Genomic DNA, 20,700 nt, shown 5'->3' with positions numbered 1-20,700 from the left:
GGGTTATTTCGGTCTCAGCCGAAGATGACTGCGTTTAGTTTACCGAATCCGTAGTCGAGAGCACCAGTGAAAAGCATGATAGCTGCCACAAAAAAGATGACGACCAGGAAGTAGGTCCAGGTTTCTTTCCCCGTGGGATAGTTGACCTTCTTCAGTTCAGAAATTACCTGAGAGATATAGATGATGACGCGACGGAAAATATTGGGGCGTGGCTTGTCGTCACGCTCAGCTTCAGCGCGCGAGCGGGTAGCACCAGTTTTCGTGCGGTCCTTGTGGACTACCTCGTCGCCGGTGGCTTCAATGCCGCTCATGCGAGCTCTCCCCTCGGTTAATAGAACTGTCATCACGTGATGGCAGGGCAGGCGGGACTCGAACCCACAACCGCCGGTTTTGGAGACCGGTGCGCTACCAATTGCGCCACTGCCCTACGGCATATTTCAACGACGACCTGCGCCATGAAACCTGCTCGGTCGAGTGTAGTGGGGACTTTCGCTATCTGTCCAACCCGGAGCACGATTGGAACATTTTTGTGGTCTTGTCCATGCGCCCGATATTCGACTAATACTTTCAGATGTGTATCAAGCGTGGGACCATGTACATGTGACAAATACACCACTTTCTCGTGTCTCTGCTCGTTTTGCTGCCATCACCCCATCAGCTACCCTCGCTGTTGATGCACGTGCCAAGGCCCTGAAGGCCGAGGGCCGTCCGGTGATTGGTTTCGGTGCAGGCGAACCCGATTTCGCTACACCTGCCCCCATTGTCGAGGCAGCCCTCGCTGCCGCTCAAGAACCAGCGATGCACCGTTACACGCCAGCTGCTGGACTGCCGTCACTACGTGAGGCTGTGGCCGCAAAAACGCTGCGCGACTCTGGCTATGAGGTATCCCCTGCCCAGGTGCTCATCACTAACGGCGGCAAACAGGCCGTTTTCCAGGCATTCGCGGCGCTACTCAATGAGGGCGACGAAGCTATTTTGCCAACCCCGTATTGGACGACGTACCCGGAGGTCATCAAACTGGCTGGTGGCGTACCTGTCGAGGTTTTTGCAGGTGCAGACCAGGACTACAAGGTCACCGTGGAACAGCTCGAAGCGGCACGTACCCCTCGGACAAAACTGCTGTTGCATTGTTCACCGTCGAATCCGACCGGCGCAGTCTACACGCCTGAGGAGACAATTGCTATTGGCCAGTGGGCCCTTGAGCACGGTATTTGGGTGATTACCGACGAGATTTACGAGCATCTGTTGTACGAAGATGCCGCACCTGCCCATATCGTCAAATTGGTTCCCGAGTTGGCGAACCAGACGCTGGTCCTTAACGGTGTTGCGAAAACCTATGCGATGACAGGTTGGCGTGTGGGGTGGATGATTGGCCCTACCGACATTGTTGCTGCTGCCACATCCTTCCAGTCGCACCTGACATCCAATGTGTCCAATGTGGCGCAGCGCGCAGCATTGGAGGCGGTGACCGGTTCGCTGGATGCTGTTTACCAGATGCGCACGGCTTTTGATCGCCGCCGCCGCACGATGCTGGCGATGCTGCGTGATATTGATGGCTTTGAGGTCCCGACTCCCAAGGGTGCCTTCTACTGCTATGCGAATGTGGATGGCGTGCTAGGGAAGTCGATTCGTGGCACCGTGCCAACGACCTCATCTGAATTGGCGGATCTTATCCTCAGTGAGGTAGAGGTGGCAGTGGTGCCCGGTGAGGCATTTGGCCCATCTGGCTTCTTGCGTTTGTCCTACGCCCTTTCCGACGAGGATCTTGTTGAAGGTGTGAGCCGTATTCAAGCGTTGATGGCCGAGGCGAAGTAACCCTCCGCTACACGACGTCCCCGCGCTGCGCGGCAGCCCCGCCTCGCGAAGTAGTCCTCCGCGTTACAGGCTACCCAAAAAGTGGCCCCAAGGATGAACAGTCACCTGCTCAGCCTTGGGGCCACTTCCTTTGCAAGAGATCAGCATCGACACCTGCTGTGACCTGCACCAACCGAGCAACGGCAGATACCAAAAGGCAGAACAGTGGGCTATTTGGCTCACTTATTTGGCTCGGCTATGTGCCGTACTGGCTTGGTAACGTGTGCCCGCTGCGTACAACACATCAGTGTGCGATATGACGAGACGGCACTCTTGACATGTGTCACTGACCTGCCTCAAGGCTGACCACATGTCAGATCGTTGAGCTATAGGCGCGTGAACACCACCAGAACCTGGCACAATGACACTATGCAGATTGTCTACTTCCCAACGACAACTGAGCATCCCCACGGCACCGTGCTGATCGCCCACGGTTATGGCGAGCATCATGGCCGATACCGCGCGCTCATCGAGGCTCTCAATGGCGCAGGCTATGACTGCGCAACCTACGATCATCCTGGCCACGGCACATCCGACGGTCCGCGAGCGCGTGTTGACCTCGGTGCCCTCATCAATATCCACCTCAAAATCCGCGACGATGTCCTCACCCAGGCACGCACACCTGAGTTATTCCTTTTTGGGCACTCAATGGGCGGACTGGTCACCGCCGCCTCGACAATCCTCAACCCCACCCGTCTGCGCGGCACGATCCTGACTGGCCCAGCGATGCGGCCACTACCAGCCGTCCCAGCCCATGTGGCGCGGCGCCTCCTGAATGTGGCGCGCACGTTCCCAGCGCTACCTGCCAGCACCACCCACTCGGCGCCCGCAGAATCAGTCCTTGCCCGCAACCCGCAGGTTCAACGCGATTTTGATGCCGATCCCCTGTGCCACCACGGCCCCGTCCCCCTGATTACCGGCGCCACAATGATTGTTCAGGGTGATGAGGTTCTGCGTCGCGCGGCGCACCTTCACACGCCAACGCTGATTTTCCACGGCAGTAGCGACACGCTGGTTTCACCAGCAGGTTCGGTCCACCTCATCGAGGCTGCCCGTGCCGGCGGCAACATGGATGCACACCTGCGTATGGTGGATGGAGCACGCCATGAAGTGCTCAATGAAGTTGAGGGGCCAGGTATTATTCGCGACATTATTTTGTGGCTGGATGCGCACTAATGCACCACCTGACGTTAACAAGTGCTCCTGCATCGCCGCCGGGGCGCCGTGACCTTCAACGCCTCCCGAAGGCTCACCTGCATTTGCATTTCACTGGTGCGATGCGCCCGCAGACCCTACTGGATATGGCGCGGGAACAAGGTGTGCGGCTACCTGGGCACCTATTGGATTTGGACCCTTTAACGGTCCCTGCTGATGCGCGCGGATGGTTCCGCTTTCAACGTTCTTACGATTCGGCTCGCGCCCTGGTGCGCTCTGAAGCGGCGATGCGCCGTATCGTGCGTGAAGCTGCCGAAGACGAGGCCCTCGAAGGTTCTGTGCGCCTCGAAATGCAAGTAGATCCCACGTCATACGCCCCTTGGGTTGGTGGCATTACCCCAGCGTTAGAGATTGTGCTTGACGAAGCCCGCCACGCCTCGGCCATCACCGGTGTGGAGGTTGCTGTTGTCGTAGCTGCTTCCCGTATCCGCCACCCGTTGGATGCCCGCACGCTGGCACGCCTTGCGGCCCGATATGCGGGCAGTGGCCCCGGGTGCGTTGTGGGTTTTGGTCTGTCCAATGACGAACGTGTTGGTGACACGTCTGCCTTTGCGCCTGCTTTCCGTATTGCGCGGGACGCGGGCCTGGCTGCTCTTCCGCATAGTGGTGAATTACTGGGCCCGGATTCGGTGCGCGAGGTCGTTGCGGCGTTGGCGCCGCGCCGCCTTGGCCATGGGGTGCGTACCAGTGAAGACCCTGACCTTTTGCGTCGCGTTGTTGATGCGGGTATTGCCTTCGAGGTGTGCCCTGCTTCCAATGTGCATCTGGGGGTCTATCAGGATCTTTCCCGCGTGCCGTTACCTGTGCTTGTCGAGGCGGGGGCGACGGTGGCGCTGGGAGCTGACGACCCGCTGCTCTTCCATTCGCGCCTACTGGCACAGTATGGTGCTGCCCGCGATATCCACGGCATGTCGGATACTCAGCTTGCCATGCTGGCCCACCAATCTGTTGACGCATCGTTGGCGGAGGACGCGTCGAAAGCGCGGTGGCATGAGCAGATTCGGGCATGGCTCGATACGTGAGTGTGTTTCCCGTTACGGCGTGCATAGTGCGTCTGCCAGATGGTATTACACTGTAACTCTTTGGCGATCCGTTAGGATCGTCGTGGCCATCGTGAAGGGGGCTGGCCTGAGTCAATAGGTGCGAGGACACTCACGCCGTAGCACCCGACGAATAAGAGAGGCACCGATGTCGCATGATATGGACGCAGGTCGTCCTGTTTCAACGACGCCACAGCACACTCGTGTGCCATCATCCCATCTCAACGCCCTTGATGGCGTACGTGCCATCGCTGTTGCCTTCGTACTGGGCTACCACCTGATACCTGGTGCTGTACCTGCAGGCATACTCGGTGTTGACGTCTTTTTTGTGCTCTCAGGTTTTCTGATCACGTCGCTGCTCATTGGTCAGTGGAAAATACACGGTCGCGTCGATTATGTGTCGTTCACACGCCGTCGTCTTCGGCGTCTTTTTCCTGCATTGGCACTGACGGTGCTGGTGTGTACTACTTTGGCGTTATGTGTAGGGGGAGACGCCCTTATCGCCATCCGGCGGCAGTTCTTTTCGTCGCTTGTCTTTGTGTCGAATTGGGTTGAGATTGGTGCTGGGTCGAGCTACTTTGACCATACCCAACCGCTGCTATTGACCCATATGTGGTCTTTGGCTGTGGAAGCCCAGTTCTATGTGGTCTGGCCGCTGCTCCTGTGGGCCCTTTTTGTATTCGTCACACGCGTGGCACGCCCAACACTGCGGCTCGCGTCCGTTGTTGCTGCTGCCTTCAGTATTGCGTCAGCAGCGTGGGCACTGTACCTACTGTTTCACGGCGCAAGCCCATCGCGGGTCCATATGGGCACTGATACCCACGCTTTCGGCCTCATGCTGGGCGCGTCGATGGCGCTGTGGCGCGGAAGCCGACTTGACGGCAGCGACCACGAGGCGCTTACGCCGACTGTGCGGCAACGACGTGGCCTCATCGGCTGGTGTGCCTTGGTAATCCTTGTGGTGACATCTTTTGTCGATATTACGGACGTGCTTTCTTCTTCGTTGGCACCGCTGGGAAACACCGGAATACTGATCTTCGCATCCGTTGCCGCCGCCGCATTGATTGCGGCCCTCCTTCCAGAGGTTCATGTCGAGCCAACCTGCGCCCACCTGGAGTCTCAGCGCAGCATCGTTCGTCGTTGCGAACAGTCGATGCGTTTGATGTGGCGCAACCCTGCCCAGTCTTTAGCATTGCTGCTGTCATGGCGCCCATTAGTGTGGTTTGGGCAGCGTTCATACGGCATCTACCTCTGGCATTGGCCGCTTGCAGTCCTTTCCTTCTACGCCTTCCCTCACCTGCCCCTGTGGCTGAGCGCCTTGTTGGTCACCGTTGGTGCCACCATCGCTGCTGACGCCTCATTCCGCTGGATTGAAAGCCCTGCCAGGCGTATGGGGGTACGCGCCTGGCTTCGACGCACATATGTGAAAGATGAATCACGCCTGACGAATCGACGTATTGGTGTGGCCATTGCCGTGAGTTGTGCCTGCGTGGCAGCGCTCCTGAGCCAGCCGACACTTTCAAGCGCCCAGGAGGCAATTATTGCGGGCCAAAAGGCCGCGAGTACACCGTCGCGTATTGATGCCAGAACCATTGCACCACTCACTGGTCTTAACCCACTCGACAATGAAGCGGCCTACGCCCAGCAGCGTGCAGCGGAGGCGGCCGCTGCTGAAGCAGCGAAACAGCCTCAGTTCGCCCAGGTTAACGGCGAGCAGGTGAGCGTTATTGGTGACTCTGTCACCCTTGGCGCGCAGGGCGCCCTCCAAACGGCACTGCCGGGGATTGTGGTTGATGGCGAGGTGAGCAGGTCGTTTATGGTGGCCGGTGACGTCCTCGCTACCCTTGATGCCACGTGGGGTGCGCGTGACTATGTGGTTGTGTCACTGGCAACGAATACACAGGTGGATGCAGGTCAGCTTGAAGCGCTGTTTGCCTCATTGGCACCCCAGCGTCGCCTGGTTGTGGTAACCGCCTATGGGCCGCCTCGGACCACGTGGATTCCACCGTCCAATGACGCGATCCGCGCCTTCGCCTCGGCACATCCTGACCGGGTACGTGTAGCGTCGTGGGATCGTGCTATCGCTGAGCGCACCGATCTTCTTGCTCAAGACCTTGTGCATCCCCACGGCGAAGGAACGACGCTATATGCGCAGGTGATCGCCGATGCCCTTGGCACCTTTCCGCTAGAAGACTCCAACGGACATTGACCACGCCTTACCTAGTCCCAGTTGATACCTAGGGCAACGGGTTCAGGCACCAAGGTGATGCCGTAACAGTCGCGCACTTTCGCGCGCACCGCTCGGGCGAGGGCTTCAATATCGCGTGCCGAGGCGCTGCCTCGATTCGTCAGAGCCAGCACGTGTTTGGTCGACAGGCTGGCACGCGGTGTCCCATCCTGATTGAGGCACTCGTCGGGGGCCCAACCTTTAGGGCATCCTGCGTGGTCAATGAGCCATGCTGCGGAGGTTTTGATGAGGCCAGCGTCATTACCACCTGCAGCAAAGCGTGGCGCCTCTGGGGGCAGTGTTGCAGCCTCTGCAGGTGTGAGCAATGGGTTAGTGAAGAAGGAACCGGCACTCCACGTGTCATAGTCTGCGGCATCCAAAACCATACCTTTGCTGGCGCGCAGCCTCACCACTGCGTCGCGTACAGCCCACGCGTCAGCGCTGTGTCCCACTTCCACGTCAAGGGCACGGGCAAGTTCTCCGTAGCGTACTGGCGCCGATGTGGGTGCACGCTTCAGGGTGAAGGTGACATCCAGGACGATCCACCTGCCGGTTGGGCCCCATATGTGTCCGGCACTATCGGGAGTCTCTACGGAACGTTTAATGCGCGACGAACGGTAACTCAACGCAAGGTCGGCTGCTGTTAACGTCACCAGACGGCGCTGCGCGCGATCCCATGCACGGATGGAATGCAGTGTGTCAGCAACTTCGCAGCCGTATGCGCCCACATTTTGTACGGGCGCCGCCCCCACGGTACCCGGTATCCCTGACAAAGCTTCCAGGCCCGCCAAGCCCTGTTCCAAGGTGCTTGTCACAAGGTCATCCCAGGTGGTGCCAGCAGTCGCGGTCACCTGTATTTTGTTGCCACTAGTGGCCGTAGTGATGTGGCTGCGCAGGTCGCGCAGTACGACGCCGTCAAAGGCACTGTCGGAGGCTAAGAGGTTGGATCCTCCACCTAGGACCAGCAAAGGGATGCCCGCAGCGTCAGCCCGCGCCGCCTCGTCAATGAACGCGTCACGGCTATCGGTTTCGATGAGACGCGCCGCTTGGCCACCAACGCGCAGTGTCGTCAACGTGGATAGGGCAACCGCGGTGTGGATCTGTATGCTCACCCTACTAGTCTCCCATCTTCGAATGCGATGCCGGAAGCGCCAGGCCGGTGCTATGTCGGTGGAATGGCAGCGCTGCCGGGCAGGTATGCGAAAACCCCCGGATTACGCCGGGGGTTTGCATATGCGAGCCGCTATCAGCGGGTTTCGCGGTGTGCTGTCGACTTGCGGCAGCGTGGGCAGTACTTTGCCAATTCCAGACGATCCGGCGTGTTACGACGGTTCTTCTTTGTGATGTAATTGCGCTCCTTGCACTCCGAGCAGGCCAGAGTGATCTTGGGGCGGACGTCCTGCGACTTGCTCGCCATGATGGTTCCTCACTTGCTGTCTGTGTGCGGCGCACGGTGTTTTGAAACTGGTAGCGGGGGCGGGGCTCGAACCCGCGACCTCACGATTATGAGTCGTGCGCTCTGACCAGCTGAGCTACCCCGCCGCAGCGGTAGCGGCTCCGGGCCGCAACCAGAGCCCCGAAAGGGAATCGAACCCTTGACCTTCTCCTTACCATGGAGATGCTCTGCCGACTGAGCTATCGGGGCAACGCCGGAAAGCCTATCTTAGTTCGGATTGTTCACGCAATCCGCACCATTGAGAATGACCTCACATGCGTTTCCCAGTGACCTGGGAGTTATTCCAGTGACCTGGATACGTGGCGGGAGAGGGATTCGAACCCCCGAAGCATTCCGCGGCTGATTTACAGTCAGCTCCCTTTGGCCACTCGGGTATCCCGCCTTGCACCACAAAAATGTTGGTGCCGTGGAAGAATAGCAGAGATCGATACCGTAACGCCAATCGCCTGGCCGTAACGGAACCACACTGACGAAAATAAGGAGCCACCCATGGCTGATTCCTCATTTGACATTGTCTCCAAACTTGACCGCCAAGAGGTTGATAACGCTGTCAATCAAACGGCGAAAGAGATTGGGCAACGCTACGATTTCCGCGGTGTTGATGCAGCAATTCGCCTATCTGGCGACGTTGTTGAAATGGAAGCAAATACACCGGAGCGCATTATGGCCATCGTTGATGTGCTCCAGTCAAAGCTTTTCCGCCGTGGCGTTTCCCTCAAGGCGCTTGATTTGAAAGATCGCGAACCGAAGGCGTCGGGCAAAATCTATAAGCTTTCTGCGCCTTTACGTGAAGGCATTGCCCAAGATATTGCGAAACAAATCACAAAGATTATTCGCGAGCAGGGCCCCAAAGGTGTCAAGGCTCAAATACAGGGTGACGAAATTCGCGTTTCTTCAAAGTCTCGTGACGACCTCCAAGCCGTCATTGCCTTACTTAAGGGGCCTGAAGGAGAAAAACTCGACGTGGCCCTTCAATTCGTCAACTACCGCTAAGGCCAGCGCAAGACAAGGTCGAATACGCCCACTCCCCTACCGGTAGCCAGCCATCCGTTCCAGCCTGGCAATCCGGTCTTCCATTGGCGGGTGCGTGGCAAACAAACGTGTCAGCGATGCCCCCCTGAAGGGGTTGGCGATCATCATTGCCGCAACATTTTGATTGGCTGGAGTGGGTTCCATAGGGACGTGATCTGTGGCCCGCTCCAGCTTTTTCAATGCCGAGGCAAGCGCCAACGGGTCTGCGGTGAGCCGCGCCCCATCCTCATCTGCGTCGTATTCGCGCGTACGTGAAATCGAAAATTGGATGAGCATGGCGGCAAATGGTGCCACTAGTGCAGCCACAAGCATCCCGATAACCGATAGGACGTTACCGCCTTCGTTATTGCGGCCAGCCCCACCGAAGAAAAACATCACTTGCGCGATGGAGGTGATAATGCCCGCCATTGCTGCAGCAATGGACGAGGTGAGAATATCGCGGTTATACACGTGCATCAGTTCATGCCCCAGCACGGCCCGCAGTTCACGTTCACCCAGGATTTCAAGGATCCCTTCTGTACAGCACACAGCGGCGTTCTGAGGATTTCGGCCTGTAGCAAACGCATTGGGGGTGCGCGTAGGTGCCACCCACACGGTGGGGGCAACCTGACCTGCCCGAGAAGCTAGCTCGTTCACGATGGCGTGGAGTTGTGGATACTCGGTGGGCGATGCGGGACGGGCATTCATGGAACGTAGTGCAAGTGTGGCGCTATTCCAATATGACCACAGTGTTGAGGCTAGTCCAATACCGGCAAAGATCCATAGCCATATGGAGTTTCTCGTCCCACCTGCGATCAGACCGCCAACAAGGAGCAAAAGGAACCACATACCGCCCAGCAAGAGGGCTGTTTTAAGGCCGTTGAAATGTCGATCTGGCATGGGGAGGTCTTTCTTTGCACGTCATCGAATCTATCCCACCGATAGCACGGTCTGTGCGCGCGAGGTCTTCCCATTTGCGGAGCAAACATACAGTCTGCGCGTCGCACGGTCAGTGTGCGGTAGGTCTTCCCTCAAGATTAGTCGTCCCGTGCAACAAACTCCTGCCGAGCAGCAACTCGGCAGGAGTTTTTCAGGCCTTACTCAGAAGACACGTTCAGCGGCGGCGTCCTGGGCCCGTGTAGTCGTCAAAACGATCAGGTGCTGTCGGCACACCCATCTCTCCCATTTGACCGATGAGGTCAGCTGTTGCTGGATCGACGGCTTCGCCTCGTGAAATATCCGTCATTGCACGCCGCGACACGACCTTGATGCGTTCACGTCCTCCACGGTCGCCGGGCACTTCACCAAAGGCCTGCCCCAGGCTTTGCTCGTAGGCATCGAGGAGTTCCCAACCCTGCCATGTCGTGTATTCCACGCCGCGGTCGGCCAGTAACGCCACCATTGCCTCATGTCCAACATGGGTGCCGCGGGCATGTAATTTGCCTGCTTGAGCGTCTTCAACGAGGTGAGCAATGGTTTGTTGGGCATCTGATTTGGTGGAACCAATCAGACCAACGGGACCACGTTTGATCCAGCCGGTGGCATAAAGTCCGTTGATCACGTCGGCATTGTCGCTCACATCCGCGCGAACACGTCCCTCGTCGTTGGGCACGATACCGCGCGCTGTATCGAAGGGAATGCCAGGGATGGGGCTGGAGTAGTAGCCAACTGCGCGGTACACCGCTTGGACGGGCCATGTGGTGATCACACCAGTGCCGCGAACCGAACCGTCGCCGGTTAGTTCTGTGCGTTCAGTGCGAATGGCACGCACGTTACCGTGTTCGTCAGGCACAATTTCGACTGGGGATTGGAAGAGGTGGATATGGATGCGGCGCGAGGCGGTACGGTCTTCTGGGTCAAGTGACGCGTATTGGGTGAGGGTTTTCACGACCTGCCGCTGTTGGTTGGAGCTACGCAGCTGTTCCTGTGACCCTTCGTCGAAGTCGAAGTCTTCTTCGGACACGATGATGTCAACATCTGGTACATGCCCAAGTTCTCTCAGTTCCAGTGGCGTGAATTTCACTTGGGCTGGGCCTCGTCGACCAAAGACGTGCACATCGGTGACGGGGTTGGCCGCTAGCGCGGTGGCCACATTTTCTGGCACTTCGGTCACGAGCATGTCCTGCGCATGTTTTGCTAGGACACGCGCCACGTCGAGGGCAACATTACCCACACCAAGGACAGCGATTTCTTTGGCTTCAAGTGGCCATGTGCGCGGGTAATCGGGGTGCCCGTCGTACCAGCTGACAAAGTCCGCTGCACCATAGGATTGAGGGAGGTCAATGCCGGGGATGGGCAGGGGTGCATCACGGTCGGCACCGGTCGCGATGATGACGGCATCGTAGTGCTCACGTAGGTCGTCAATGGATACGTCTCGACCAACTTCCACATTGCCTAGGAGGCGAATATCGCCGCGCTGCAAAATACGGTAGAGGGCCACAATGATTTGTTTAATGCGTGGATGGTCTGGGGCGACGCCGTAACGGACAAGCCCGTAGGGTGCGGGAAGACGCTCGAAAAGGTCGATACTGACATCAAGCTCTGATTTTGACAGGATATCCGAGGCGTAGATACCTGCGGGGCCTGCGCCAACAACGGCGACATTGAGTGTAGTCACGCGGCAATCCTCCATTCGCTTCCGCCTCTGATCGCCGAGGTCGGACTTGGCCCGCGTTGTCAGCGGACATTGTGTGCAACTTAGGTAATCCTACCTGGCTTGGCAAGGGTGTCACTCAGTACGCGCCCTGCCTCAAGTGTGATCACGCGATCAGCCCACTGGTGAGCATCGTCGTCATGACTGGCTATCAGCACAATCGCGCCTGCCTGGGCGCAACGCTTTGCTGATTCAAATATCACCTTACAGCTGTGAGCATCGGCCGCAGCTGTGGGTTCATCCATTAATAAAATATGCGGTGCTTGCACGATGGCTTGTGCAACGAGCACGCGTTGCCGTTGTCCGCCTGACAGGGTTGCGAGCTGTCGGTGAGCTAGATCTCCTAATCCCACCGCTTCGAGTGCGCGATGGGCAGCGTTCACATCGCGTGTATCGGTGGGACGCAGCAGCCCTTTAATCGGCCAGCACCCCATGGTGACGGCGGCTTTGACTGTCAGCGGTAGGGACTGGGCAGCGGGGAGCATTTGAGGGACCAGAGCGATACGGCGCTGATGGGTCCCCACTATCGTGCCTGCCTGGCTGGGCAGCAAGCCCGCGATAGCGTGGATCAAAGTGGTCTTTCCACTGCCGTTAGCGCCACGAATTAATGTGACCTTTCCCGCGTCTAAGTGCAGGTGAAGGCTGTCAATGGCCAGGACATCACCCCTGCGAATGCTGAGGTTTTCAATGTCAAGACGACTCGGGCATGGTGTGGAGCTTTCGTTGGTCACCCACCAACCCTAACCTATACCGATAACCGTTTTCATTATATAGTCGCTGGCGTGACTTCTCTCCTCACACCCCTTCACGCTCCTTTCTTCACCAATGCCCTCCTAGGCGGCCTCCTCGCAGCCCTCATCTGTGCAATTGCCGGCACCTGGGTTGTCATACGCGGAATGTCCTTCCTCGGCGAAGCTCTCTCTCACGGCATGCTTCCCGGCGTCGCCATCTCAGCCCTCATTGGACTACCGCCACTCTTAGGAGCAGCCATCAGCGCCCTCGCAATGGCCTTCATCATCGGGTGGCTCAGCAAAGGCAGCCGCCTTGGCGACGACACCAGCATCGGCGTCACCTTCGTCCTCATGCTCTCCCTCGGCGTCATCATCGTGTCCTATTCCGCATCATTTGCCACAGACCTCACCGCCATCCTCTTTGGCGACATCCTGGCCATCACCCCCAGCGAACTCATCCCATTAGGTATCGCACTCCTCGTCACCATCCTTGTCACCTACCTGCTGCGGCGACCACTCATCGCCCTCGCCTTCGACGCTTCCCTCGCCCACACGCTGCGCATGCGCCCCAACCTTGCCCGCATCGCCCTCACCCTGCTCGTCACCCTGGCGCTCGTCGCCTCCTACCGCGCGGTGGGCACACTCCTTGTCGTCGCACTGCTCATTGCCCCCGCAGCCACCGCCGCCCAATGGTCACGCTCCATACTCCACATGATGTGCCTCGCAGCCCTTTTTGGAGCCAGCTCAGTCGTCATCGGCCTCTACGCCTCGTGGTATCTGGCAACAGCGGCCGGCGCAAGTATCGCATTTACCTCAGCCTTCATCTTCCTCATCTCCACACTCAGCTCCCGCAGCATCATTACACGGAAGGCCCCCGCATGAAACGGCTCCTTACCGCAGGCACACTCAGTCTTATCCTGCTTGGCGCCTGCGCCACCACTTCACCAAAAAGCCTTGAGGACACCGCCACAACACCCGACACTACGCTCACACACGGTGCCATCGACGGCGCACAAGAACTCAGCCAAGCCGCCCACGGCCTCGTCACAGTAACGAGCGACGGCACAGTACGCCTCATCGACGTCGCCACTGAATCCACCAGCGACATCGCGACCGGCACACCTATCGTTTCCAGCAGTAGCGACGGACGTTTCGTGGCCCTCAACCACCCCGACCACAGCATCACCCTTGTCGATAGCGGCGTGTGGACCTGGGACCACGGTGACCACCAGCACTACTACCGCGCACCCGCACGCCACCTCGGCACTCTTCCCTTAGCTGGTACCGCACAATTAGGTGGCAGCTCCAGTCGCCTCGCCGTGGCAGCCGACACCGAGGTGGCCCTCTTTGATCGCGAAGAACTTGGCCGAGGCAACGTCACCCCCATCGGCACCTACCCTATCGATGCTCACACCTGGGCTGCCCCCATTGGCAGCACCGTGGCCATAATCCGTGACGGCTTTGTCACCGTCATTGACGAGGCGGGCGCTCCCACGTCCACACCGCCAAGGGCCTGCCCACAACCAGTCGGCGGCCTCGTGACACGCGCAGGCATCATCTTCGCCTGCCAAGGCGGCGTCGTACACCTTGTTGAAGACAGCGACGGTACCGTGACAAGCCAATGGTTGCCCCTACCCGCTGAAGCCACCACCGAAACGATCCATAGCCTCGGCAATCGTCTGCGCCGCCCCACCGTGGCCGTCACCACCACAAGCGGCGCAGTGTGGGTACTGAATGTACGCCAAGGGACGTGGAATGCACTGCCTGCACCAACAGCGATGAAATATGCCACCGCCATGGATGACACTCACGATCGTGTCGTTGCCCGCGACGCTCAAGGCCAACTATATGTATGGGCCGACGGCGTACTGACGACAACAACACAGGCGCTCGCGTCACCCACCAGCCCAATATATTCCAGCGCTAATCGGGTCTACATCCGCACCGACGCGATGACCGTCCTCGAAATCGACGCCGCTGACTCAGCGCGTATTGCCCGCACATTGCCCACACCCGACGTCGTCGCATTTCACGAGGTAGGACTATGAGATACATACACGCCGCATTTCTCGCTCTGGCAGCCACCCTAGTGTTTCCGCTTGCCGCATGTGACGGTGGTGCTGTTACGACCAGTGACAAGCCGTCAATTGTGGTGACAACAAATATCCTCGGCGATGTGGTGACACAGACTGTAGGCGATCAAGCCACGGTCACCACACTGATGCCCGCCAATAGCGACCCGCATAGCTTCTCCATTTCTGCCCAGCAAGCATTGGCTATGCGCGAAGCTGACCTATTGGTTGCCAATGGCCTCGGCCTTGAAGAAGGCCTCCTTCAACATATCGAGGCCGCACAGGCAAGCGGCACCCCCACCTTTATCGCTGGAGATGTCATCACCCCAATGGAATACACCAGTGACGACGCATCAGGTCCTGATCCGCATTTTTGGACAGACCCCACGATGATGATCACAGTGATCAACGCCCTAGAAGCACGCCTCTCCGCCGGCATCGACGGTATCGATCCAACACGCCTTGCCGCCTCAGCCACACAGTACCGTGATCAACTCACGGCCCTTGACGAACAGATGTCACAACGTTTTGCTGCCCTAGGCTCCGACAAGCGCAAACTCGTCACAAACCACCATGTATTTGGCTACCTCGCCCGTCGTTACGACTTCGAAATCATTGGCGCCGTCATCCCCGGTGGTGCCACCTTGGCGTCCCCAAGCGCCTCCGATTTAGCTGACCTTGCCGAGGCCGTGAAAGCATCGGGGGTACGTGCTGTTTTTGCTGATGCCGCCCAAAGCGACCGCCTTGTCACCGCGGTCGCCCAATATACAGGCCTTTCCATTGAGGTTGTTCCCCTGTTCACCGAGTCACTCAGTGATCCCGATGGCCAAGCCCCCACGTACCTCGACATGCTCAACGTCAATACGCAACGCATCACCGATGCCCTTGGGACATAAATGCGTTCGCACCCAAGCCCATCACCTATTAGGTCTATTCCCTGTTGTCCCTAGTGAAAGGAAATCCTATGTTTACCCGTCGTCTCATGGCAGTTGCCGCCGTAGGTGTGCTTGGCCTGAGCGCTTGCGCTCCCGCCGCAGATAGTGACACGACAAGCACTCCTACACCTGGTGGTGACCGTTATGTTTTCGCCTACGATGGCGGCATTACCGTACTTGACGCCACGACCTTAGAGCAGGTCGCAAATTTTCCTCTGGCAGGCTTTAACCGCCTCAACCATTTCGGAGATGGAGAACACGCATTGGTCTCCACCGCAGGCGGATTCCAAGTACTGGCTACCGGTGCCGGTGGAGGCGACGCAACACTCACCGACCTGAAATTTGCCGCCGAAAAACCCGGACACGTCGTCGCCCACGCTGGCACCACCGTGCTATTTGACGACGCCACGGGCACAATGCAGTTAATGCCCACCACCAGCCTTGGCGCAAGTGCCACCGACACGGTCACCACACTTCCTCAGGTCGACACACGTGCCTCTGAGGAGGCACATCACGGTGTGGCCCTGCAGTTAGCTGATGGCTCGTTGGCTCGCACCCTGGGCAATAGTGACAAGCGCGTGGGGGTCATCGTTGAGGACGCGAATGGCACCGACGTTGCTCGTGCAGAAAATTGCCCATCCGTACATGGTGAAGGGACAATGAAAAACGACACACTGATCTTCGGCTGCGAAAATGGTGTTCTGCTCTACATCAACGGCAGCTTCACTAAACTCGACAGTCCAGATGCTGCTTATGGTCGTGTCGGCAATGCCTATGTCACCGACACCAGCAGCGTTGCCGTCACCGACTATAAAGACGACCCCGATGCTGAAGGCTACACCTTGCACCGCATCGGTTTCGCCGACACGGTCACCAGCAGCTTTACCGTCGTGGACCTGCCTGAAGGTGTGGAATACACGTGGCGCGGGATCCGTCGCGACGAACAGGACAATGCGTGGATCCTTGGCACCGACGGCAAACTTCATAAAGTCGATGTCGCAAATATGCGCGTAACGGACTCTATTGACGTTATGGGAGCCTGGAGCGGACCTGCCCAGTAGCAAGATCCTCACCCATCATTGCAAATTGACGGCATGACCGCTTGGGTTGCCGATCCTGCTACACAATCGGTGCACAAGGTTGACCTGGACACCAAAGAGGTGACCACAAAGAATGTCGGCGTTGCCCTCAACGAAACGGTACTCGTTCCGAATCTGAACAACTGAAATACACCGAGGCTGCATCACCCGGTGTTTTCTGTACCTGAATACCCCACATAAAATGGCGGATTTTCAAGGATCTACATCCTGAAAATCCGCCATTTTTCAACGTCTTAGCAGCGGAGGCTACAGCCCTCAGGCCAGACGATCCACCATGATGGCCGCAAAATGCTCCAATGCCTCACGAGGCTCACCCTGAGGTAATCCTTCAAGGGCCGCCACGGCATTGCTCGCCCACTCACGTGCCAATTCACGGGTCTCGTCAAGGACATCGTGGTTTCGCAGGGCGCCGACAACCTCAGCTAGCGCCACATCAGATGACAGGTCGCCTTCAAGCATGGTGAGGATACTGGCCCCCGCCTCGTCAATTTCACCAAGGGCAGCGCGACGACGCAGGAGCAGCACCGGCAATGTATCGACACCTTCACGCAGGTCCGTACCCGGGGTCTTCCCTGACGTGCCGTCCGCCGCAATATCAATCACGTCATCAGCAATTTGGAAGGCAACGCCCACCTTTTCTCCAAAGACCGCCACTGTTTCCGCAATGTCATCACCCGCACCCCCGTGCCAGGCACCAAAATGTGCGGCAGCAGCCAAAAGAGAGCCTGTCTTGTCGGCAAGGACCTGCAAGTAGAAAGCAACCGGGTCATCATCTGGACGCGGACCGAAGGTTTCGTTCAGTTCACCCAAACATAGGCGTTCAAAGGTATGCGCGTGGCGAGCCACCGTTTCAGGACCCAATGCCGCAATGAGTACCGAAGCGCGTGCAAAGAGAACATCCCCAGCTAAGATCGCACGATTATTGCCCCATTGGCGCTGTGCTGAGGGCACACCACGCCGCGTTGGCGCTGAGTCGATGACGTCGTCGTGGTACAGGGACGCAAGATGTGTCAGCTCAATAGCTGTCGCTGCGATCTCTACGCGCTCTTGTCGTACCTGCTCGTCGCATGCAGCCCTTTTCTCGTCCGCACCAAATTGGGCGCAGACCAAGGTCAGCAACGGGCGAATACGTTTGCCACCAGCCACAGCGAGGTGCCGCGTCAATTCGTCAATAAGGTCACGCGAACCCGACACTGCGTCAGCCAAACGCGCTTCCACGGCCTCGAGGCCCGGAGTAATCCGAGCCTCAAGGTGAGGGACATTGAGGTTTACCGTATTCACACTCACGGAAGAAGAATAACCACCTTGCTCAACAGATCAAGAACTGGGCCGGGGAACAGACCCAGCGCAATGGTCACAATGACGCTCAGTGTGGCCGCAACAGTGACAAAACCCTCCGAGGTCGCCACCACGGTGTCGCCAGTAGATTCGGTAAAGAACATCAAGCGGACCAGGCGGAAGTAGAAGAAAGCTGTCACAGCGGAACAGGCGAGTGCGATGGCCACAAACCAGCCCAGACCAGCGGAAAAAGCATCCGAGAAGACAAGGAATTTACCAATAAAACCGCTGGTCAGTGGGATACCTGCAAAGGACAACAGGAAGATCAACATGGCCGAGGCGAACCAGGGGTTGCTCTTACCTAGACCCGCCCAACGGTTGATATTGGTCACTTCTGTCCCAATATTGCCATCACTGTCCACGCTACGGACCAGGCTGATCAACGCAAAAGCGCCGACAGTGGCAAAAGCATAGCCTGCAAGATAGAAGATCACGCGTCCACTGGAGCCGTGAACGAGTGAGAATACCCCAAGCAATACGAAGCCCGCATGTGCGATCGACGAATAGGCCAGCATACGCTTGACATCTTTTTGCAGCAGACCCGCAAAGGTACCCACCAGCATTGTCAGGACAGCAATGCCTGTCAGTATCGGCAGCAAATCCCACTGAAGGTATCCAGCGACGACCTGATAGAAACGCACAAGCGCACCGAAGGCAGCGACCTTCACGGCAGCCGCCATAAAGCCCGTCACCGGTGTTGGCGCACCTGTGTAAACATCTGGTGTCCACGCATGGAAGGGTGCTGCACCAATTTTAAAGAGCAGACCAACAAGCACCATGAAGGTGCCTGCAACAAGCAGCCAGTCCATACCCGACTTGGTCGCCAGCAGCGGCACGATATCGGAGATCACAAGGGAACCAGAGAAGCCGTACAGGAAGGCAGAACCCATCAGCATAAAAGCCGAGGCGAATGCGCCCAAGATGAAGTACTTCAATGCTGCTTCCTGCGACAACTGACGGCGACGGCGTGCTGTGGCAGCCAGAATATACAGCGGCAGCGACATTACTTCCAGTGCGATAAAGAGTGCCGGGAAGGAGTTCGCCGCAGGAAAGACCATCATGCCCGCCAGTGAGAACAGCAACAGAGGAAACATCTCGCTGCGCTGGTAGTTCTTGCGGTCAGACAGTTCTTCGTCAACTGAGCCTGGACGATCCGACGGTTGGGCAGCGAAAGCCCCATCGCCCACCGTTGTTCGCTCAGCCATCACAAGCAACGCGACAAAGGCAACGACTGCAAGCAGGAATTGCGCCGCCACAGCCAAGGAATCTTCCACATACTCGCCTGCAGTACTTGGTGCCGTCACAACGACGAGCCAACGCGCCACCAGAACTACGGCGGCTGACAGGGTCGCCAACAATGACACGCCGATCACCAAGGGACGGCGCAGCGCAACAGGTGCGAAGGCCTCGACAAGAACGCCCAGGACACCAGCGCCAGCAATGATGAGTACGGGTATCAGCAGTGCCCAGGGAATCTCGGGACTGACGAATGTTTCCGCGGGAAGGATATTCACTGCGCGCTCCCTTCGAGGGCGGAGGAGGAAACAGGAACCACAACCGAATCAGCAACCGGGGTCAGGGCCGACACAAGCGGAGCTGACCAGATGCCAAGGATGATCATGGCGGCAACAAGCGGAACCATGACCGCGCGTTCACGACCACCCAGGTCAGGCAGGTCACTCGTACGTTTGTGTGCCTTGCCGGTAAAGACTCGCTGGTACGGCAACAGCAGGTACAGGGCTGCAATGACCACGCCCATCACTGCGAAGACAGCGAGGGGCACATTGGCCTGCCAGGTCCCCATCAGGACAAGGTACTCGGGAACGAAGCCCGACAAGCCAGGTAGTGCCACCGAGGCCAGGCCTGAGACAAGCCACAAGCCAGCAAGTACTGGCGTCACGCGCTGCATACCGCTGTAGTGCCCCATGTCGTTGGTACCGCCGCGGCCTGCAAGCCACCCCGACAGAAGGAACATGGCAGCGATGGACACGCCGTGTGCCACCATGTAGAACATGGCGCCAACGAGGGCAACGGAAGTGCCAATAAATGTGCCCAGCACCATGAAGCCAAAGTGAGACACGGAGGTGTAGGACACCAAACGCATAATGTCGTTTTGCCCAATCGCAGCCAAACCACCCCACAGGATCGAAAGGACCGCAAGGGCCGCGATAACCCAGCGTGCTTGGTCAGCCGCGTCAGGGAAAAGACGCAAGCACAGGAGGATCATGCCGAAGGTACCGATCTTATCTAGGACACCAACAAGCAGTACGGATGTGCCGGGGCGTGCAACAGCTGCAGTGTCAGGCAACCAGGTATGCACGGGGACCATCGGTGCTTTGATGGCGAAGGCCGCCATGAAGGTCACGAAGATCCCCATTTGAAGTGCCGGGGTCAGTGCCGTGCTGATATCAGCCAGATTGTCGAGGCGGAAGAAGGTTCCCGTGTGGGTATCCCACGGTGTCAACGCCCACAGGGCAACGATGCCGCCGAGCATAACGAGGCCACCTGCGAGGGAGAACAGAAGGAACTTCATTGCTGCGGCGCGACGAGCCAGTGCCTCGCCCGTGCCGAAACGACCAATCATCAGGTACAGGGGGATGAGCATTGCTTCGAAGGCGATGTAGAAAACCACAACGTCGAAGGCCGCGAAGATCAGGACCATGAAGGCCTCGAGGCAGAGCACGAGGCCCGCGTAGGCGCCGGCGTGTGCATCGTCAGTGTCGTCATCCCATCCTGCAAGGAGCACGAGCGGCACCAAGGCGACAGCCAGCAGCACCATGACGGCACCGAGAGCATTGAGGCCCAAAGCCCAGCTCACACCCATTTGGGGGATCCACGTGTAGGACTCTACAAGCTGGTATGTCCCCGGTGTCGTCCAATCAAAGTAGACACTAAAGGCCACCAGTGCCACGGCTAATTCGATGACTGATACGCCAAGGGCGATAACTCGACCACGTTGACGCAGTACGGGGATTGCGAGGAGTAGTGCACCAAGTGCCGGCAGTGCCACAAGAACAGTAAGCAGTGGTACTGCGGCGGGCAGGGTTTCAATGGACTGCATGTGTATT

Annotated in this window: 19 protein-coding genes and 4 tRNA genes; 10 read left to right on the top strand and 13 right to left on the bottom strand. The window is 58.1% G+C overall.

Going from position 1 to position 20,700, the window contains the following annotated elements; genetic code table 11:
• Window positions 1-14: 14 nt before the first annotated feature.
• Window positions 15-311: a preprotein translocase subunit SecE gene (gene secE / locus G438_RS0102350; protein WP_026459993.1), complete on the bottom strand. Its 297-nt coding sequence runs from the start codon at window positions 309-311 to the stop codon at window positions 15-17.
• 40 nt (window positions 312-351) lie between these two features.
• Window positions 352-427: transfer RNA gene (locus G438_RS0102345), tRNA-Trp, on the bottom strand.
• Between the two features lie 173 nt (window positions 428-600).
• Here G438_RS0102345 and G438_RS0102340 point away from each other — a divergent pair.
• From G438_RS0102340 to G438_RS10375, 4 genes are all read left to right on the top strand, one after another.
• On the top strand, window positions 601-1,815 hold the full coding sequence (locus G438_RS0102340) for a pyridoxal phosphate-dependent aminotransferase (protein ID WP_026459992.1): 1,215 nt from the start codon (window positions 601-603) through the stop codon (window positions 1,813-1,815).
• A gap of 408 nt (window positions 1,816-2,223) precedes the next feature.
• Window positions 2,224-3,030 (top strand): alpha/beta fold hydrolase, encoded by an 807-nt coding sequence (locus G438_RS0102335; protein WP_026459991.1) that lies wholly within the window; start codon window positions 2,224-2,226, stop codon window positions 3,028-3,030.
• Window positions 3,030-4,091, top strand: a complete 1,062-nt coding sequence (locus G438_RS0102330; RefSeq protein ID WP_026459990.1) for an adenosine deaminase — start codon at window positions 3,030-3,032, stop codon at window positions 4,089-4,091. The genes G438_RS0102335 and G438_RS0102330 overlap by 1 nt, the downstream gene beginning before the upstream one ends.
• Window positions 4,092-4,257: 166 nt before the next feature.
• Window positions 4,258-6,318 (top strand): acyltransferase family protein, encoded by a 2,061-nt coding sequence (locus tag G438_RS10375; RefSeq protein WP_051259208.1) that lies wholly within the window; start codon window positions 4,258-4,260, stop codon window positions 6,316-6,318.
• Window positions 6,319-6,329: 11 nt separating this feature from the next.
• Here the strand turns inward: G438_RS10375 and G438_RS0102320 are convergent, their stop codons facing one another.
• The 5 genes from G438_RS0102320 to G438_RS0102305 form a co-directional block, all read right to left on the bottom strand.
• Window positions 6,330-7,448 (bottom strand): UDP-N-acetylmuramate dehydrogenase, encoded by a 1,119-nt coding sequence (locus tag G438_RS0102320; RefSeq protein ID WP_240470955.1) that lies wholly within the window; start codon window positions 7,446-7,448, stop codon window positions 6,330-6,332.
• Window positions 7,449-7,582: 134 nt separating this feature from the next.
• Window positions 7,583-7,753, bottom strand: a complete 171-nt coding sequence (gene rpmG, locus G438_RS12160) for a 50S ribosomal protein L33 (RefSeq protein WP_006680816.1) — start codon at window positions 7,751-7,753, stop codon at window positions 7,583-7,585.
• 48 nt (window positions 7,754-7,801) lie between these two features.
• Window positions 7,802-7,878 (bottom strand) — tRNA-Met (locus tag G438_RS0102315).
• 30 nt (window positions 7,879-7,908) lie between these two features.
• Window positions 7,909-7,981 (bottom strand) — tRNA-Thr (locus G438_RS0102310).
• Between the two features lie 111 nt (window positions 7,982-8,092).
• Window positions 8,093-8,174, bottom strand: a tRNA-Tyr gene (locus G438_RS0102305).
• Window positions 8,175-8,281: 107 nt separating this feature from the next.
• Here G438_RS0102305 and G438_RS0102300 point away from each other — a divergent pair.
• Window positions 8,282-8,785: a YajQ family cyclic di-GMP-binding protein gene (locus tag G438_RS0102300; protein WP_026459988.1), complete on the top strand. Its 504-nt coding sequence runs from the start codon at window positions 8,282-8,284 to the stop codon at window positions 8,783-8,785.
• A 36-nt stretch (window positions 8,786-8,821) separates the two neighbouring features.
• Here the strand turns inward: G438_RS0102300 and htpX are convergent, their stop codons facing one another.
• The 3 genes from htpX to G438_RS0102285 all read right to left on the bottom strand — a co-directional run bounded on the left by htpX (window position 8,822) and on the right by G438_RS0102285 (window position 12,187).
• Complete coding sequence (gene htpX, locus G438_RS0102295; RefSeq protein ID WP_026459987.1) at window positions 8,822-9,703, bottom strand: zinc metalloprotease HtpX; 882 nt, start codon at window positions 9,701-9,703, stop codon at window positions 8,822-8,824.
• A 214-nt stretch (window positions 9,704-9,917) separates the two neighbouring features.
• Window positions 9,918-11,420 (bottom strand): FAD-dependent oxidoreductase, encoded by a 1,503-nt coding sequence (locus tag G438_RS0102290; protein WP_026459986.1) that lies wholly within the window; start codon window positions 11,418-11,420, stop codon window positions 9,918-9,920.
• 80 nt (window positions 11,421-11,500) lie between these two features.
• Window positions 11,501-12,187 carry a metal ABC transporter ATP-binding protein gene (locus G438_RS0102285; protein ID WP_084402958.1) on the bottom strand — a complete coding sequence of 229 codons (687 nt, stop codon included), beginning with the start codon at window positions 12,185-12,187 and terminating at the stop codon, window positions 11,501-11,503.
• A 51-nt stretch (window positions 12,188-12,238) separates the two neighbouring features.
• Here G438_RS0102285 and aztB point away from each other — a divergent pair, with 51 nt between their 5' ends.
• From aztB to G438_RS12695, 5 genes are all read left to right on the top strand, one after another.
• Window positions 12,239-13,069 carry a zinc ABC transporter permease AztB gene (aztB, locus tag G438_RS0102280; protein ID WP_026459984.1) on the top strand — a complete coding sequence of 277 codons (831 nt, stop codon included), beginning with the start codon at window positions 12,239-12,241 and terminating at the stop codon, window positions 13,067-13,069.
• Window positions 13,066-14,235 carry a hypothetical protein gene (locus G438_RS0102275; protein WP_026459983.1) on the top strand — a complete coding sequence of 390 codons (1,170 nt, stop codon included), beginning with the start codon at window positions 13,066-13,068 and terminating at the stop codon, window positions 14,233-14,235. Before aztB ends, G438_RS0102275 begins: the two co-directional genes overlap by 4 nt.
• Window positions 14,232-15,155 carry a metal ABC transporter substrate-binding protein gene (locus G438_RS0102270; protein ID WP_026459982.1) on the top strand — a complete coding sequence of 308 codons (924 nt, stop codon included), beginning with the start codon at window positions 14,232-14,234 and terminating at the stop codon, window positions 15,153-15,155. Before G438_RS0102275 ends, G438_RS0102270 begins: the two co-directional genes overlap by 4 nt.
• Before the next feature lie 68 nt (window positions 15,156-15,223).
• Window positions 15,224-16,255, top strand: coding sequence for a hypothetical protein (locus tag G438_RS10370; protein ID WP_051259206.1), 1,032 nt, complete (start codon window positions 15,224-15,226; stop codon window positions 16,253-16,255).
• Window positions 16,256-16,288: 33 nt separating this feature from the next.
• On the top strand, window positions 16,289-16,420 hold the full coding sequence (locus tag G438_RS12695) for a hypothetical protein (protein WP_276200695.1): 132 nt from the start codon (window positions 16,289-16,291) through the stop codon (window positions 16,418-16,420).
• 129 nt (window positions 16,421-16,549) lie between these two features.
• On the opposite strand, the gene G438_RS0102260 is transcribed toward G438_RS12695, so the two are convergent.
• Genes G438_RS0102260 through G438_RS0102250 form a run of 3 tightly spaced genes read right to left on the bottom strand, consistent with a single transcriptional unit; the run spans window position 16,550 to window position 20,693 of the window.
• The gene (locus G438_RS0102260; protein ID WP_026459981.1) at window positions 16,550-17,581 is read right to left on the bottom strand and encodes a polyprenyl synthetase family protein; all 1,032 of its coding nucleotides are present in this window, start codon (window positions 17,579-17,581) and stop codon (window positions 16,550-16,552) included.
• Complete coding sequence (nuoN, locus tag G438_RS0102255) at window positions 17,578-19,146, bottom strand: NADH-quinone oxidoreductase subunit NuoN (RefSeq protein ID WP_026459980.1); 1,569 nt, start codon at window positions 19,144-19,146, stop codon at window positions 17,578-17,580. Before nuoN ends, G438_RS0102260 begins: the two co-directional genes overlap by 4 nt.
• Window positions 19,143-20,693, bottom strand: coding sequence for a complex I subunit 4 family protein (locus tag G438_RS0102250; protein ID WP_026459979.1), 1,551 nt, complete (start codon window positions 20,691-20,693; stop codon window positions 19,143-19,145). The genes nuoN and G438_RS0102250 overlap by 4 nt, the downstream gene beginning before the upstream one ends.
• Window positions 20,694-20,700: the final 7 nt, after the last annotated feature.

This window comes from Schaalia suimastitidis DSM 15538, from assembly GCF_000429105.1.
Classification (GTDB): domain Bacteria; phylum Actinomycetota; class Actinomycetes; order Actinomycetales; family Actinomycetaceae; genus Pauljensenia; species Pauljensenia suimastitidis.
This window is presented reverse-complemented; position numbering and strand designations above follow the sequence as displayed.